Source organism: Rhodococcus sp. YH3-3 (genome assembly GCF_001653035.1).
Classification (GTDB): Bacteria; Actinomycetota; Actinomycetes; order Mycobacteriales; family Mycobacteriaceae; genus Rhodococcus_F; species Rhodococcus_F qingshengii.
In genome coordinates, this window is sequence record NZ_BCWH01000002.1 from 2,386,219 (window position 1) to 2,401,372 (window position 15,154).

Annotated in this window: 15 protein-coding genes; 6 read left to right on the top strand and 9 right to left on the bottom strand. The window is 64.3% G+C overall.

What is annotated here, in order from left to right:
- The coding region (locus YH3_RS24150; protein ID WP_305793868.1) for a biotin/lipoyl-containing protein at positions 1 to 312 on the bottom strand (312 nt) is incomplete at its 3' end.
- 364 nt (positions 313 to 676) lie between these two features.
- Between YH3_RS24150 and YH3_RS24155 the strand changes: the two genes are divergently transcribed.
- A complete protein-coding gene (locus YH3_RS24155; RefSeq protein ID WP_003941713.1) occupies positions 677 to 1,027 on the top strand; it encodes a hypothetical protein in 351 nt (116 codons plus the stop codon).
- Between the two features lie 55 nt (positions 1,028 to 1,082).
- Here YH3_RS24155 and YH3_RS24160 read toward each other — a convergent pair whose 3' ends face one another.
- Positions 1,083 to 2,600, bottom strand: coding sequence for a leucyl aminopeptidase (locus YH3_RS24160; protein ID WP_019748919.1), 1,518 nt, complete (start codon positions 2,598 to 2,600; stop codon positions 1,083 to 1,085).
- Positions 2,601 to 2,758: 158 nt separating this feature from the next.
- On the opposite strand from YH3_RS24160, the gene gcvT reads away from it, so the two are divergent.
- Positions 2,759 to 3,859: a glycine cleavage system aminomethyltransferase GcvT gene (gcvT, locus tag YH3_RS24165; protein ID WP_003941726.1), complete on the top strand. Its 1,101-nt coding sequence runs from the start codon at positions 2,759 to 2,761 to the stop codon at positions 3,857 to 3,859.
- 32 nt (positions 3,860 to 3,891) lie between these two features.
- Entirely contained in the window at positions 3,892 to 4,995 is a 1,104-nt protein-coding gene (locus YH3_RS24170; protein ID WP_003941766.1) for a branched-chain amino acid aminotransferase, read from the top strand.
- Here the strand turns inward: YH3_RS24170 and YH3_RS24175 are convergent.
- The 6 genes from YH3_RS24175 to YH3_RS24200 form a co-directional block, all read right to left on the bottom strand.
- On the bottom strand, positions 4,989 to 5,810 hold the full coding sequence (locus YH3_RS24175) for a dienelactone hydrolase family protein (RefSeq protein ID WP_082920634.1): 822 nt from the start codon (positions 5,808 to 5,810) through the stop codon (positions 4,989 to 4,991). The genes YH3_RS24170 and YH3_RS24175 overlap by 7 nt on opposite strands.
- Before the next feature lie 123 nt (positions 5,811 to 5,933).
- Positions 5,934 to 6,908, bottom strand: coding sequence for a GlxA family transcriptional regulator (locus YH3_RS24180; protein ID WP_064444140.1), 975 nt, complete (start codon positions 6,906 to 6,908; stop codon positions 5,934 to 5,936).
- Positions 6,909 to 6,917: 9 nt separating this feature from the next.
- On the bottom strand, positions 6,918 to 7,685 hold the full coding sequence (locus YH3_RS24185) for an adenosylcobinamide-GDP ribazoletransferase (protein WP_082920635.1): 768 nt from the start codon (positions 7,683 to 7,685) through the stop codon (positions 6,918 to 6,920).
- 2 nt (positions 7,686 to 7,687) lie between these two features.
- Complete coding sequence (gene cobT, locus YH3_RS24190; protein ID WP_058039510.1) at positions 7,688 to 8,833, bottom strand: nicotinate-nucleotide--dimethylbenzimidazole phosphoribosyltransferase; 1,146 nt, start codon at positions 8,831 to 8,833, stop codon at positions 7,688 to 7,690.
- Positions 8,834 to 8,856: 23 nt separating this feature from the next.
- The gene (gene cobU, locus YH3_RS24195) at positions 8,857 to 9,444 is read right to left on the bottom strand and encodes a bifunctional adenosylcobinamide kinase/adenosylcobinamide-phosphate guanylyltransferase (protein ID WP_064113259.1); all 588 of its coding nucleotides are present in this window, start codon (positions 9,442 to 9,444) and stop codon (positions 8,857 to 8,859) included.
- A gap of 2 nt (positions 9,445 to 9,446) precedes the next feature.
- On the bottom strand, positions 9,447 to 10,103 hold the full coding sequence (locus tag YH3_RS24200; RefSeq protein ID WP_007730051.1) for a DUF3043 domain-containing protein: 657 nt from the start codon (positions 10,101 to 10,103) through the stop codon (positions 9,447 to 9,449).
- A 134-nt stretch (positions 10,104 to 10,237) separates the two neighbouring features.
- Between YH3_RS24200 and YH3_RS24205 the strand changes: the two genes are divergently transcribed.
- The 3 genes from YH3_RS24205 (at position 10,238) to YH3_RS24215 (ending at position 12,980) form a co-directional block, all read left to right on the top strand.
- Positions 10,238 to 11,305: a glycerate kinase gene (locus tag YH3_RS24205; protein WP_064444141.1), complete on the top strand. Its 1,068-nt coding sequence runs from the start codon at positions 10,238 to 10,240 to the stop codon at positions 11,303 to 11,305.
- 150 nt (positions 11,306 to 11,455) lie between these two features.
- The gene (locus tag YH3_RS24210) at positions 11,456 to 11,806 is read left to right on the top strand and encodes an iron-sulfur cluster assembly accessory protein (protein ID WP_007730053.1); all 351 of its coding nucleotides are present in this window, start codon (positions 11,456 to 11,458) and stop codon (positions 11,804 to 11,806) included.
- 196 nt (positions 11,807 to 12,002) lie between these two features.
- The gene (locus YH3_RS24215) at positions 12,003 to 12,980 is read left to right on the top strand and encodes a carbohydrate kinase family protein (protein ID WP_003941700.1); all 978 of its coding nucleotides are present in this window, start codon (positions 12,003 to 12,005) and stop codon (positions 12,978 to 12,980) included.
- Between the two features lie 63 nt (positions 12,981 to 13,043).
- On the opposite strand, the gene asnB is transcribed toward YH3_RS24215, so the two are convergent.
- On the bottom strand, positions 13,044 to 14,969 hold the full coding sequence (gene asnB / locus YH3_RS24220) for an asparagine synthase (glutamine-hydrolyzing) (RefSeq protein WP_003941790.1): 1,926 nt from the start codon (positions 14,967 to 14,969) through the stop codon (positions 13,044 to 13,046).
- Positions 14,970 to 15,154 lie beyond the last annotated feature (185 nt).

The following is a 15,154-nucleotide window of genomic DNA, read 5'->3' on the forward strand; positions in this document are numbered from 1 at the left end:
AGCCGGCGCTTCCTCGGCGGGAGCTTCCTCGGCGGCGGGGGCGGGTGCCTCTGCCGCGGGTGCTGCGGCTTCGCCGGCTTCACCGATCTGGGCGAGCTCGCCACCGATTTCCACGGTGTCGTCTTCCTGCGCGACGATCTTGGTCAGGACGCCGGCGACGGGAGACGGAATCTCGGTGTCGACCTTGTCCGTGGAGACTTCGAGCAAGGGTTCGTCGACTTCGACCGTGTCTCCTTCCTGCTTGAGCCACCGTGTGACAGTTCCCTCGGTGACGCTCTCACCTAGGGCTGGCATCTGGACGGAGAAGGCCATGTCTTTTGACTCCTCGACAGTTGTGTTCGGGTTGTTGAATTTTGTCGACTTGTGGTCGTAATGCATTGTGCTCGAGTGGCGCGCGACGTGCGGCTACTTGTAGCTATTTTGCCGATGTCGACGCGCGGGCGCGGCGTCACCGTCGTTCATCTTTCCATTGATACGCCGGGCGTGTCCGATGAGGGGGATGCCGTCCGTTTCGGGTGTGTCGGCTACTGGCGAGTAGGTATGCGTCGGGGGTCCGGCTGTAACGGCGTAAGCGGACCAAACGGTATGTCGTGCGCAGGCACAACGGACATCGCCTGGCAAACTTGACATATCGCCGGGGTGCATCCGCGGCGTCGGTACCGAGGAGGGTACGACCGTGGGACTGTTCGATCGTTTCAAGCGTCCGCCAAGTGCGGCTCAGGCCGCAGCGCAAAGTGATGCGGATCATCTGGCGAATTGGGCGCACTCGCACGAAGGCGTCGAGGCCTATGTGGAACCGCAGACGACGGTGACCGAGGTGACCGTCGTCCTGGTTGCGAAGGACGGGGAGTGGACTCGTCGTCGTGTCGGCGGCGAACGTGGTGCCCGCAAATTGGGACAGGACCTGAAGATCCCGGTCTACGACGTCCGCAAGACGGGATATCCGCAGCGTATGCGCGATCACGACGAACGTAAGCGAATCGAACGCAAGCGGGCCCGAGAGCAGGAATTACGCGACGGCGCCTGAACTGCTGTGCGCCTTTATTAACCGCGGGGGGTTAATAAAGGCGCACAGCAAGGGGTCAGCCGTTTACCGCGATGTCCTCCAGGACCGAGATCATCGTGCGAACGGGAACGCCGGTACCGCCCTTGCCGGTGTAACCCCACGGCCCTGACGTGTTGTAGGCCGGACCCGCGACGTCGATGTGCGCCCACTGGACACCCTCGGGAACGAATTCCTTGAGGTAGTGAGCTGCGACCAGCATGCCGCCCCAGCGGTGTGGGGTGACATTGGCCATGTCGGCGACCTTGGAGTCGAGATCTCCGCGCAATTCCTCCGGCAGCGGCATGGCCCAGCCGTTCTCGCCGACGCTCTGCGAGATGGAGGCGACGCGGTCACGGAACTCGTCGGTGCCCATGACTCCGGGGGTGCGGTTGCCGAGCGCGACCATCTGCGCACCGGTCAGGGTGGCGGTGTCGATCATGTAGTCGGGATCGTCCTCACCCGCGCGAACCATCGCGTCGGCAAGAATCAAACGGCCCTCGGCGTCGGTGTTGACGACCTCGATGGTGATTCCGCCGTACTGGGTCAGCACGTCGCCGGGACGCTGGGCGGTCGCGGACGGCATGTTCTCGGCCATCGGTACGTATGCGACGACGTTGACGGGCAGGCCGAGCTTGGCGGCAAGCACGACGGTGGAGATGACGGCTGCGGCGCCGCCCATGTCCGAGGTCATGTTCTCCATACCGGCGGCGGGCTTGATGGAGATTCCGCCGGTGTCGAAGGTGATGCCCTTACCCACCAGTGCGACCTTGCGGGCGCCACGCTTCTTCGACGCGTATTCGAGGCGGACGAGACGCGGCTGGCGTGACGAGCCCTTGCCGACGCCGATGATTCCGCCGTAGCCACCCTTCTCGAGTGCCTTCTCGTCGAGAACCTGGACGGTGAGCCCGGCCTCGACGCCCAGTGCCTTCGCGCGCGCGGCGAACTCGGCGGGGTAGAGGTGGCTCGGGGGAGTGTTGACGAACTCGCGTGCGGTGGCGACGGCCTCGGCGATGGCGGCCGACCGTGCCAGCGTCGCTTTGGTCTCCTTCGTGCGCGGCGACGGCACCAGAAGTTCGACGCGGGCCAGTGGCTGCGAATCGGGACCGGGAGCCGTCATGGACGACTTGAATTCGGTGAAGCTGTACGCGCCCAACGCAAATCCCTCGGCGGCTGCACCGAGGTCGAGGATCGAGAGCGTGGTTGCGACGGTGTCGATGCCGGACAACGAGCGAGCTGCGGCGCCGGCGGACTTACGGATCTGCTCGCTGCCGAGCTTGTCGGCAGAGCCGAGTCCGACGGCGAGAACGCTGGTGACCGACAGTTCGCTCGGTGCCGGGACACGAGTGAGCTGCTCGGGCTTGCCCGTGGCGCCGACGGCGATGAGGCTGTCGAGGATCTCGGCGAGTACGTCTTCGGCGACGATGCCTTCGCTGAGTGCGATTTCGGGGCCGTCCGGACCCGACGTCAGACCGACGACCAGTATCTCTGCGCGCTTGGCGACTGTGCCGGCGAGAACGAGGTCGGGTCCCAACGATCGGGCTGTGCGAGTGCTCAAGGTGTCTCCTGTGAGGTGAGTGTGCGATGCGTCCGGTTCTGGCGGATGCCTGAGTCGATGTTAGGCCCTTTGCAGTTTGCGGACGGGCGATCGTCACGGCCGGGTGAGCTCTCGCTGCGGACATGTTTCGATCGGCGAAGTCCGATAGGTTGTGGGCCATGACCGACGAACAACTGTTGCAGGGCCCGATCCACCCCGTCCACGTCGAACTCGGCGCGACGTTCGCGCCGTTCGGGGGGTGGCAGATGCCGGTTTCGTACGCCGGCGTCGTGGCCGAACACACCTCTGTGCGTGAGAATGTCGGACTCTTCGACGTCAGTCACCTCGGCAAGGCCGTCGTGCGTGGCGCGGGCGCCGCGGAATTCGTGAACTCCGCACTGACCAACGATTTGAACAAGATCGGGCCGGGTAAGGCTCAGTACACGTTGTGCTGCAACGAGTCCGGTGGTGTCATCGACGACCTCATTGCGTACTACGTCAGCGACGACGAAATCTTCCTCGTCCCGAACGCAGCCAATACCGCGGACGTCGTTGCGGCTCTGGTCGCCCTCGCACCGGACGGAATCACCGTCGAGGATCAGCATCGTGCCTACGGTGTGCTGGCTGTGCAGGGTCCGAAATCGGTGGCGGTTCTGACCGCTCTGGGACTTCCCACCGAGATCGAGTACATGGCGTACGAAGATGCGGAATGGAACGGCGTGCCTGTTCGTGTGTGCCGCAGCGGTTACACCGGTGAGGTCGGCTACGAACTCCTGCCGCGGTGGGAGGACAGCGAGCCGTTGTTCCGCGCGCTTCTCGAGGCAGTGCGCGCCGAGGGTGGGCAGGCCGCCGGACTCGGCGCCCGTGACACTCTTCGTACCGAGATGGGGTATCCGCTGCACGGGCATGAGCTTTCGCTCGAGATTTCTCCGCTCGAAGCGCGCTGCGGATGGGCGATCGGTTGGAAGAAGCCGACATTCTGGGGCAAAGAGACCTTGACCGACGAGAAGGCTGCCGGCCCGGCTCGCAAACTCTGGGGGATCAAGGCTCTCGATCGCGGCGTGCTTCGTGCCGGCCTCGGTGTTCTGCGTGACGGCGAGGCAATCGGCGAGACCACCTCGGGGACGTTTTCGCCCTCGCTCAAAGTGGGAATTGCGTTGGCGCTCCTCGATTCCGGTGCCAATGTCTCGGCCGGCGACGAGATCGAAGTCGACGTCCGTGGTCGTGCTCTTCGGTGCGTCGTGGTGTCTCCTCCGTTCGTGGAGACCAACACCAAGTAGAGAGCTTTTTCACGTTCGATAGGATTGCGCCCATGACAGGTGCCGCCGATTTCGTTCGTGTTCAGAGCTCGTCCCCGAAGTCCGACGCCGAGCGCCGTGACATTTTGGCGGCGCCCGGCTTCGGGCGGCACTTCACCGACCACATGGTCTCGATCGACTACACCGCGGGCAAGGGCTGGCACGACGCCCAGGTGTTGCCGTACGGAAACATCGAGCTCGATCCGGCCGCAATGGTTTTGCACTACGGACAGGCCATCTTCGAGGGCCTCAAGGCATACCGTCAGCCGGGTGGCGAGATCAGCTCGTTCCGCGTCGAGGCCAACGCCGAGCGTTTCGCGGCATCTGCGCGCCGTCTGGCCATGCCGGAGCTCCCGTCGCAGATGTTCATCGATTCCATCACCGAACTGATCGACGTCGATCTCGACTGGGTTCCCGCAGCCGGTGGCGAGGACGCGCTCTACCTCCGTCCGTTCATGTTCTCCACCGAAGCCGGACTCGGTGTCCGTCCCGCTGACGAGTACCGCTACCTGCTGATCGCCTCGCCTGCCGGTGCGTACTTCCCGCGCGGCGTCAAGCCGGTCAGTGTGTGGCTGTCCACCGAATACGTTCGCGCGGCCCCCGGTGGTACCGGCGCGGCCAAGTTCGCCGGCAACTACGCCGCTTCACTCCTCGCCCAGGCGCAAGCCGCCGACGAGGGTTGCGACCAGGTGGTCTGGCTCGACGCCATCGAGCGCACGTACGTCGAGGAAATGGGTGGAATGAACCTGTTCTTCGTCTTCGGCTCGGGCCCCGACGCTCGCCTCGTGACGCCGTCGCTGTCCGGTTCGTTGTTGCCAGGCATCACGCGCAACTCGTTGCTTGCCCTTGCCGCCGATTCCGGTTTCGCCGTCGAGGAGCGCAAGATCAGCACCGACGAATGGCGCACCAAGTGCAAGAGCGGTGAAATCACCGAGGTCTTCGCTTGCGGCACAGCAGCAGTCATCACCCCCGTCGGACGCGTCAAGTCCGCCGAGGGCGAGTTCACCATCGCCGACGGCGAGCCGGGTGAGGTGACGATGGCACTGCGCGACACCCTCACGGGTATCCAGCGCGGAACCTTCGCCGACACCCACGGCTGGATGACGAAACTTCACTGATCGCTGGTTCGTTCCGCGAGCAATCGCTCCCGGAAGAACTGCAGAATCTCGTCTCGTGCGACGGTGGTGGGCGATCCCGCCTCGTCGACGAGATGAGCCGTCACCACGCTGTGTGGATTGGCAATGACGTGTTCGAAGAACGGCGACGTTGTCGCGTTGGCCGCTTCGTCGGGTAGTACCTTCCCGACGAAGCGCTCGCCCAAGGCTTTCGAATAGGCGGCGAATCGTTGTGCGCGGCAGAACGAGTCACCTCGAAAGCGGTATGCAAGCACCGTGAGGTCTTCGGCCTCGAGTCTCGAGCGCACGGCTTCGAGTTCTTCGGGCCCGCTGTCGGTTTCGTCCGGTCGATCGAGCGGTAACGACGGTTGGGCGAGAACCGGCGCGATGACCGGGGGTTCGAGCATCATCGACAACGCGAAGTTACCGGTGAAGCACATTCCGATCACGCCGACGCCAGGTCCGCCGCTCTCCTCATGCGCCGAAGCGGCGAGTGAACGCAGCCAACGGACCGCCGGACTCGGTTCGTCGGCAGCGAGGGCGCGGAATTCTGCACTGACGCAGGCTCTCTTGAATACCGTCAGCCCCTCGTTCACTGTGGGGACCGCTCCGTCGCGGCCGAACAGTGACGGAACGAAGACCGTGAAACCGGCGTCGCGCACCCAGCGGGCGAATCGCGCTACATGCGGGCTGATGCCCGGCATCTCCGGCATGACGATTACTGCGGGACCGGTGCCGGCCACGTACACGGACTTCGCCACTGCGTCGATGGTGATCGTTCGACGGTCGAAGTCTTCGAGCGGATCGTCTTCGGTCATGCTCCGGTTCGGCACGGTGAGCCCTCTCAGTAGTCGAAACAATTCCTCTGCACAGTCTTTCGGCGCGGGATCGACTACAGAAGAGGGCGGTTCGCCATGTTTTCGGGCGGGCTCGCCTCGCACCTATCCGGCGCCGCCGTTGCGGAATCGCTTTCGGTAGTCGGCCGGGCTGATGCCGACGCGGTCGGTGAACAGGCGACGGAAGGTTCCAGGATCCTGATAGCCGATGTGCCCCAGGATCTTTCCGAGAGACCAGTCGGTCGATTCCAACAACCGTTTCGCTTTTCGGATCCGTGCACGCTGCAGATAACTGCGCGGCGATTCCCCGGTCTCGTCCTTGAACTTCCGAAGCATGGTTCGGGTGCTGAGGTGAAAAGCACCCGACAGCAGATCCAAGTCGTAAGGCTCCGCCATCCGTTCGACCAGCCACCTTCCGACGTCGTCGGCAAACTGTGTGTGTTTGGCGGGCAGCATCGAGTCGACGATGTACGGAGATTGACTGGTTCGGTTTTCCGGCGCCAGAGTAATTCTTGCAGTCGTACGCGCAATCTTGTCGCCGAGATGCTCGCGCACGAGTGCTGTTGCGAGGTCGAGCGCGGCGGTGAACGCAGCAGTGGTGGTGACGCCGTCGTCCTGGACGATCAACGAGTCGGTTCGAACCGTCGCACCGGGGTAACGACTCGCGAGGTCCGCACCGTACAGCCACGACGTCGTACATCGGCGTCCGTCGAGCAGTCCCGCCTCGCCCAGCAGATACGCGCCGACGCAGACCGACGACACCCGAACGCCGTGCGCCTCGCACGCACGGATGAACTCGATTTCTCCCTCCCACAGCGACAAGCGCGTCGCAGGGTCTTCGGACGGCACGAGTTCGAACCCCGGCACAACCAGGTGATCGATGTCGTGATGCCCCTCCTGCACGCCGAGCGAAAATCCACCTGCCGCAACGACGGGCGTGCGGGACGCTGCGATGACCGATACCTCGAAGGGGTCGGCGGGCGCTCCATCAGCGACGCGATTGGCGATCAGGAGAAGGTCGGTGAAAACGAAGATCTCGGCCGCGAGGCAACCTTCGTACGCAAGGACACCTACTCGCACGACGTCGGATCACAGTCCGAGAGTGAGGCCGACGGCCGTAAGCGTCACAGTGAGTTCGAGTGCGAATCCGAGAACGTCTCCGTTGAGTCCGCCGAATCTACGGACGCAGTGACGCACGCACAGCACACTGATCACCAGCGCCGACGCGGTCACGAGAGGGCCGAGCCACCACCGGTCGGTGGCAAAGCCGGAAGCGGCGATCAGCGGAACCGACCACACAATTGCGGCCCACAACGGTTGTGAATCGGCGACGAGCGCACCGAATCCGCTCGGGCCAGACGCGAGAATACCTCGGCGGCAGGCAAAAACGACGGCCACACGACCCGCACCGACAGATACGAGAACGGCGATCCACTGCGTGGGGGAGTCGGCAACAGCGAGGACGCCGAAGGAGACCGATTGCAGCCCGAGGAAGATGAACAGCGCCGCGACCCCGAACGGTCCGGCACCGCCGCTGTGCATGACCTCGCGGGCGCGCTCCGGTGAACCGTAACAACCCAGTCCGTCGACGGAGTCTGCCAGTCCGTCCACGTGCATCCCGCGTGTCCCGAGAGCGAGCGCACCTACCGTCAGCAAGCCTGCGAGATAGGGATTCAGGCCGATACTGGTTGTGCCCCAGAGCAGAAACGTCGCGGCAATGCCGAGAGCGATCCCGGTGAGCGGAGCTGCCGCGATGGCGCGACGGCCGGCAGTTCGGTCGATGTCGGAGGGACCACGAACCGGAAGGACCGTCAGCCACGAGAAGGCCAGTGGCACTCCGGACAGTGGGCCCGCCACCCTCACTCCGCCGTATCGGTCTTGGTCAGGTCGATCGACTCGGGTTCGTCGGCAGGTGCCCTGCCCTGAGTGCTGACGCCGGCTTCGGAGAATGTCGCCATCTTGCCCAGGATTGCCACTGCGCCCTGAAGAATCGGGAGCGCTGTGACTGCCCCTGAACCTTCACCGAGACGCATGTCGAACTCGACGATCGGGTCGAGACCCATTCGGGTCAATGCGATGGTGTGGGCAGGTTCGGTGGAGCGGTGTCCGGCGACCCACCATTCACGTGCGCCGAAAGCCAGTTCGTCGGCAACCATGGCGGCTGCGGTGACCACAACGCCGTCGAGGATCACCGGCGTACGACGCGAAGCTGCCTGGGCCAGAAAGCCGGCCATCGCGGCGAGGTCGGCACCCGAAGACGTGCGCAGCAGCGCGACTGTGTCGCGAACGTGCGGACGGGCACGCCGGAGAGCGTCGCGAATCGCTGCGGTCTTGCGGATCCATCCGGCGTCGTCGATACCGGTACCTCGACCCACGACCGCGACGGGTTCACTGTCCGTGAGTGCGGCGATGAGTACGGTTGCGGGCGTCGTATTGCCGATGCCCATGTCGCCGGCGATGAGAAGATCTGCGCCCCCGTCGATTTCCTCGTCGGCGATCGCTCGGCCGGCGGCGATGGCCTGAAGGGTTTCCTCGTTCGACATGGCGTCTTCGCGGTCGATGGACCCGGAAGACCTGCGCACCTTGTGGTTCGAGACGGACGGATCGGTATCGCCGTCCACTGCGATGTCGACGACGCGTACCGTGGCGCCGGCAACCTCGGCGAGGACGTTGACTGCCGCGCCGCCCCCGAGGAAGTTGGCGACCATCTGTGCGGTCACTTCCGGCGGATAGGCGGAGACGCCGTTGCGGGCGATTCCGTGATCACCCGCGAACACGACGACGCGAGGCCGAGCGAAAGCGTGTGGGGGACAAACTCCTTGGCAGGCTGATGCCCAGCCGGCGAGAGCCTCCAGTCGGCCCAGCGAACCGGCCGGCTTGGTCAGATCACGCTGACGCGCATCGGCCTGCGCTCGCACCTCGCGGTCGGGCGGGGTGACGGGTTCGAAGTCGGCGCTACTGACTGGCGCGACGTCAGGGTTGGCATCTGGATTCGCCCCTGAAATGGCCCCTGGATTGGCCTCGGTACTCACATCGTGCCTTCCGGTTGTGCAGCAGTATCTTTCAAGATGAGCGGTAACCCTGCAACCACTAGTACGACACGATCGCACACCGCGGCGATACGAGCGTTGAGAGTGCCGATCTCGTCGCGGAACAATCGTCCGGACCGCGTCTCGGGGATGACGGCCAAACCCACTTCGGGGCTGACCAGCACCAGGTGTCCGCGGTAGTTCTCGACACTGGCGACCAGGCTGTCCGCCGCGGGCGTGACGGTGCCGCGCGGTGCGTCCCAAGCGCCTTGCCGATCGAGTTCCGCGGTCAGCCACGTTCCCAGATCGTCGACCAACGTCGCTGTGTGTGAATCGCTTTCGAGCTGCGCCGCGAGGTCACCGGCAGCTGCGGTTTCGACAGTCGACCAATGAGAAGGCCGTCTGTTGCGGTGCTGGTCGATCCGGCTTTCCCAGTCTGCGTCGGAGACATCACGTCTGGCTGTCGCCAGGTACCGGACCGGTGCCGAACTTTCGGGTAAGTGGCCTGCACAAACCAAATCCTCGGCGTGCGCGGACTTACCAGACCGCGCGCCGCCGAGGACCAAAGTTCTATACGTGTTCGTCACGCTCAGATTGCGTCGCCCGGCCCCACACGAGGCTTCGGTGCGCGCAGCTTACGGATCTGCGACGCGCGAACGAACGCGTACCAGCCGAGCTTGAATCCGCCGTCGGTGCTGTCGGGGAAGCGCTCGGCGACGCGGTTGTTGATCATGCGACCGAGCCAGATGCCTTCACCGACCATGAAGAGCATCATCACGAGCATTGCCAGTGTGACGATCTGCTGGAGCGCGGGCGTGACGAACATGGTCATGATGAGGATCAACGCGAGCGGCATGAACAGCCCGACGAGGTTGCGGCGAGCGTCGATGAAGTCACGGACGTAGGCGCGAACCGGTCCCTTGTCGCGGGGGAGCAGGTACTTGTCCTCGCCGGCGAGCATGCGGGCGCGGCGGTCTGCCGACGATGCGCGACGCTCGGCGGCTTCGGCCTTGCGGTCCTCCTTGGAGCCGCGGGTCGCCTTGCGGCGGGCGCGGGCTTCCTTCGCGGTCAGCGGGGCAGGGGCAACGGGGCCACGCCTCTTCGCCTCGGCGTCACGACGCTTGGGTGTGGGGCGGCCCTTGCCCACCTGCTCGATGGGCGCCTCTTCGGAGGCCGAGGATGCCTCAGTGCCCTCGACGTCACGTTTGTCGGAGTTGTCTGAGTCACCGCGGCGTAGCAATTTCACACCTCCAGGCTATTGGATAAGTGCACGGTCTGGGAAACCGACCTCGGTCTTTCTGAAAAACCCAATCGCCCGAGGCACTGAAACGCGCGAGATCGTGAAACATCGGGGTCATTCGGGACTCTTAGACTTCGGCTATGCGGGTAATAGTTGCTCCAGATTCGTTCGGCGAAACCCTGACTGCCGTCGCGGCGGCCGAATCCATTTCTGCCGGCTGGCGGCGCGGTAGACCCGGCGACGACGTCGTCATCGCGCCACAATCCGACGGTGGTCCGGGATTCGTCGACGTCTTGGCCACGGCCGGGGGCGACATCCGGACTGCACGGGTGTCCGGGCCTTTGACCGCCGCCGTCGACGCCACGTGGCTTTTCGAGTCGGACACGGCGTACATCGAGTCCGCCGAGGCCGTCGGGCTCGGCCTGCTCGGAGGTCCGCCGACGCGGGACACCGCACTCGCCGCGCACAGTCGCGGCGTGGGAGAGCTGATCGCTGTCGCGCTCGAGGCAGGCGTGAAGACGGTTGTCGTAGGACTCGGTGGGAGTTGCTGCACCGACGGGGGACGTGGACTGGTGGAGGCGCTGGGCGACCTGGAGGCTGCAACGGCGGCTATGGCAGGCATTCAGTTGGTCGCCGCCACCGACGTCGAACACGTACTTCTCGGCGAGCACGGTGCGGCAGCGGTGTTCGGCCCGCAAAAGGGCGCCGACGCCGAAGCCGTCGCAGTCCTCGAAGCGAGCAACGGGAGATGGGCCGAACAGTTGGAGTCCGTCACCGGAAAACGAGTGTCGAATTTTCCGGGTGCCGGCGCCGCGGGTGGTATCGGTGCCGCGCTCTTTGCACTCGGTGCACAGCGGCGATCCGGGGCCGACGTCGTCGCGGATCGCACCGGACAGGCCGCGCTACTGGCTTCCGCTGACCTGGTGATCACAGGCGAAGGCAAGTTCGACCACCAATCTCTGCGCGGCAAACTCGTCACAACGCTCGCTTCGGCGGGGGCAGCGCACGGCGTTCCGACGCTCGTCTTTGCCGGCCAGGTGACGCTCGACGAGGCGGACTATGCGTCGACCTCGATAGTCGCGGCGAAGTCGGTGACGGATTTCGCCGGGTCGGTGGAACGTGCGATGGAGGAAGCGTCGGCGTGTCTCGAGGGACTCGCCGAACACACGGCACGCGAGTGGAACTTCTGGCGCGGCGTCCGGAGGTGAGGATCCACAAGCGTCGACGCGCCGTTGCCGTGTCTGGAAGACCGGATAGGATGAAGACGAATCGCACCCGGTAAAGGACTGGCGGGAATAAGTCGGCAGCGGCGTACCGTTGAAGCGTTCACGGGTTGGTACGAACATTAGGGAGAGCCCATGACTGTGCAGAACGAGACCGCCACCCACGGCGTCAAGATGACCGAGGCCGCGTCCGCCAAGGCGAAGGCACTCTTCGATCAGGAGGGTCGCGACGACCTCGCGCTGCGTATTGCAGTGCAGCCCGGCGGCTGTGCCGGACTGAAGTACCAGCTGTTCTTCGACGACCGCACGCTCGACGGTGACCTCACTGTCGACTTCAACGGCGTCAACCTGGTTGTCGACCGGATGAGCGCGCCGTACGTCGAAGGTGCGTCCATCGACTTCCTCGACACCATCGAGCAGCAGGGCTTCTCGATCGACAACCCCAATGCAACAGGCTCCTGCGCCTGCGGTGACTCGTTCAACTGAGTCCGTCGATCACAACTCAATTCACGAACAACTGACGCGGAACCGACATTCGGTTTCGCGTCAGTTGTTTGTGGTGACTCGTACGTAGACCGTTCCGATCCGACAGCTCGGGCGCCGATGACGGCGCTACGGGCGGTAACGTGAACTTTTGCTCCTGTTTCATTCTTGTACTCACTTCGCTGAAAGGCCACGATCCGTGACTATTGCGGTAACCGGTTCCATCGCCACCGACCACTTGATGCGCTTCCCCGGCCGCTTCGCCGATCAGCTCCTCGCCGATCAGCTCGCCCACGTTTCGCTGAGTTTCCTGGTCGACGATCTCGTGATTCGCCGCGGTGGTGTCGGCGGCAACATCGCATACGCGATGGGCGTGCTCGGCGGGTCCCCGCTACTCGTCGGCGCAGTCGGTGCCGACTTCGCCGAGTACCGCACGTGGCTCGAGGACAACGGCGTCGACTGCAGCGCGGTCCGTATCTCGGACAAGGCACATACGGCGCGTTTCGTGTGCACCACCGACGAGGACATGGCGCAGATCGCGTCGTTCTACCCCGGTGCGATGAGCGAGGCTCGCGAGATCGAACTCGCGGCAGTGGCCAAGACTGCAGGCGCAGTCGAGTTGGTGCTGATCGGCGCCAACGACCCCGAGGCCATGGTTCGCCATACCGACGAATGCCGTCTGCTCGGGATTCCGTTCGCAGCGGATCCGTCGCAGCAGCTTGCCCGCCTGTCCGGTGACGAGGCCAAGGCGCTCATTCACGGCGCGAAGTACTTGTTCACCAACGAGTACGAGTGGGGTCTGCTTCAGCAGAAGACTGGTCTGAGCGAGGAAGAGATCCGCGCGCAGGTCGGCATCCGTGTCACCACCCTCGGCTCCAAGGGTGTGGAAATTGTTGACGCCGAAGGCAATTGGGTGCGCGTCGACGTAGTGCCCGAGACCGGCAAGGTGGATCCGACGGGCGTTGGTGACGGCTTCCGCGCCGGATTCCTGCTCGCACACGGCGCCGGTCTGAGCTTCGAGCGTGCTGCACAGTTGGGATCTTTGGTCGCTGTGTTGATTCTCGAGACCGTGGGAACGCAGGAGTGGGTGTTCAATCGCGACGAGGCACTCAAGCGCCTTACCGACGCATACGGCAGCGCGGCAGCGGACGAGATCGCGACGATCCTGCCGAAGTAGGGCTCCGCCCCGTGAGTGGTTGAGGAGTCCGGAGACTCCCTAACCGCTCACGGGGCCGAAGGCCTAGATATTGACCGGGTACACCGGTTCCTGGATCTGCGGCACGATGCGCTTCTCCACGAAGATTCCGTGCCAGACCATGAAGGTCAGGACGGTCCAGAGGCGTCGGCTGTGGTCGGACACGCCCTCGCGGTGATCGTTGAGCATCTTCACGACGGCCTGCTTGTCGAAGATGTGGTCGGTTCCCGACTCCTCGATCTGCAGATGTGCCCAGTCGAAGAGTTCGGTGCCGCGCAGCCAATGGCGCAGGGGAACCGGGAATCCGAGCTTCGCGCGGTGCAGAACATGGTGCGGCACAATGCCTTCCAGGGCCTGGCGCAGTGCGTACTTGGTTGTGTCCTTCGTGATCTTCTGATCGAGCGGTACGCGTGACGCGACGTCGAAGACCTCGGGATCGAGGAACGGCACACGCAGTTCCAGCGAGTTGGCCATCGTCATCTTGTCTGCCTTGACGAGGATGTCGCCGCGCAGCCAGGTGAACAGGTCGAGATGCTGCATCCGCGCAACCGGATCCCAGTCCCGTGACTGCGCGTAGATCGGCGCAGTGACGTCCTGGTGAGTCCACTCGGGGCGGAAATCGCGCAGGACGGCGCGGAGCTGAGCGTCGTTGAAGCTACGAGCATTTCCGTAGTAGCGCTCCTCGAGCGTCAAGGAACCGCGGTTGAGCAGACTCTTGCCGCGAGTGCCGTCCGGGATGCGTTCGGACAACTTGCCGGCAGCCCGACGCAGTCCCTTGGGGAGGTACTCGAAAGGCTTGAGCGACAACGGCTCACGGTAGATCGTGTAGCCGCCGAACAGCTCGTCGGCACCCTCGCCGGACAGCACGACCTTGACGTGCTTGCGCGCTTCCTTCGCGATGAACCACAGCGGAATCAATGCCGGATCGGCTACCGGGTCGTCGAGGTACCAGACGATCTCGGGAATGGCAGCGGCGAACTCGGCGGGGGAGACCACCTTGACGACGTGCTTCGCGCCGATCGCTGCGGCAGATTCTGCAGCGACGTCGACCTCGGAATAGCCCTCACGTTCGAAACCGGTCGTGAAGGTGATCAGGTTGGGGTTGTGGCGCATCGCCAGCGCCGCGATCGCCGTGGAGTCGATACCACCGGACAAGAACGAACCGACGGTGACGTCGGCGCGCATGTGCTTGGCGACCGAATCCTCGAGTGCCTCGGCGATTTCCTGGTAGCGCGCCTTCTCGGTGCCAGGTGCAAAAGGCTTGGCCGGGAACTTCGGCGTGAAATACCGCGTGAACGTGGGCTCCTCGCCCGGACGCACCCGAGCGAAGCTGCCCGACTCCAGGCGTCGGATCTGCTTGTGCAGTGTTTCCGGCTCCGGTACGTACTGCAGAACGGTGTAGTGCTCGATGGCACGCGGATCCAGCTCGGTACCGATGCCGATCAGATCGGTGAGTTCGAGCAGGCTCTTCTTCTCGCTGCCGAACGCGGTGCCGCCGGCGCCGGTCGCGATGAACAGCGGCTTGATCCCGAACGGATCGCGCGCGATGAACAGCTCGCGTGTGTCGGTGTCCCAGATCGCGAACGCGAACATTCCGCGCAGGCGCCGGACCGCGTCCTCACCCCAGTAGTGGAATGCAGCGACGATGGCCTCGGAGTCGCCCTCGGTGAAGAACTTGGCGTCGTGGTCCTTGACCAGTTCGGCGCGGATCTCCAAGTAGTTGTAGATCTCGCCGTTGAACGTGAGCGCATAACGCTCCGGGTTCTCCGGTGGGCCCCAACGCAGCGGCTGGTGGGAATGAGCGATGTCGATGATCGCCAGGCGGTTGAACCCGAAGACGAGGTGATCGTCGTTCCACGTCCCGTGTTCGTCCGGCCCGCGGTGACGAAGGCAATGCATCGCCTGGTCGACCCGCGAGACGGCGTCCTCGCTGGTTCCGCCAGATGTCAGTAGCCCGAGCAGTCCACACACAGCGTCCGGTTCCTCGATTCAGAATTTTTGTACAGAAGGCTCCCGGACACGAGTGTCGGGGAGAGGTCAACGAACTCTTGACGAAAGTATGCCGCAGATCGACGTCCCTGCCGATCGCGGCGGAACGAATCGACGTGATGTGCGTCGCCGAAACGACCTGAGCCGTTCCTGAGCAGCACCTGAGA

What these genes read in the sequence shown, in the direction of transcription:
- gcvT (WP_003941726.1), top strand. Translation starts at nt 2,759, where the DNA reads ATGACCGACGAACAACTGTTGCAGGGCCCGATCCACCCCGTCCACGTC.
- YH3_RS24170 (WP_003941766.1), top strand. Translation starts at nt 3,892, where the DNA reads ATGACAGGTGCCGCCGATTTCGTTCGTGTTCAGAGCTCGTCCCCGAAG.
- YH3_RS24175 (WP_082920634.1), bottom strand. Translation starts at nt 5,810, where the DNA reads ATGACCGAAGACGATCCGCTCGAAGACTTCGACCGTCGAACGATCACC.
- YH3_RS24205 (WP_064444141.1), top strand. Translation starts at nt 10,238, where the DNA reads ATGCGGGTAATAGTTGCTCCAGATTCGTTCGGCGAAACCCTGACTGCC.
- YH3_RS24210 (WP_007730053.1), top strand. Translation starts at nt 11,456, where the DNA reads ATGACTGTGCAGAACGAGACCGCCACCCACGGCGTCAAGATGACCGAG.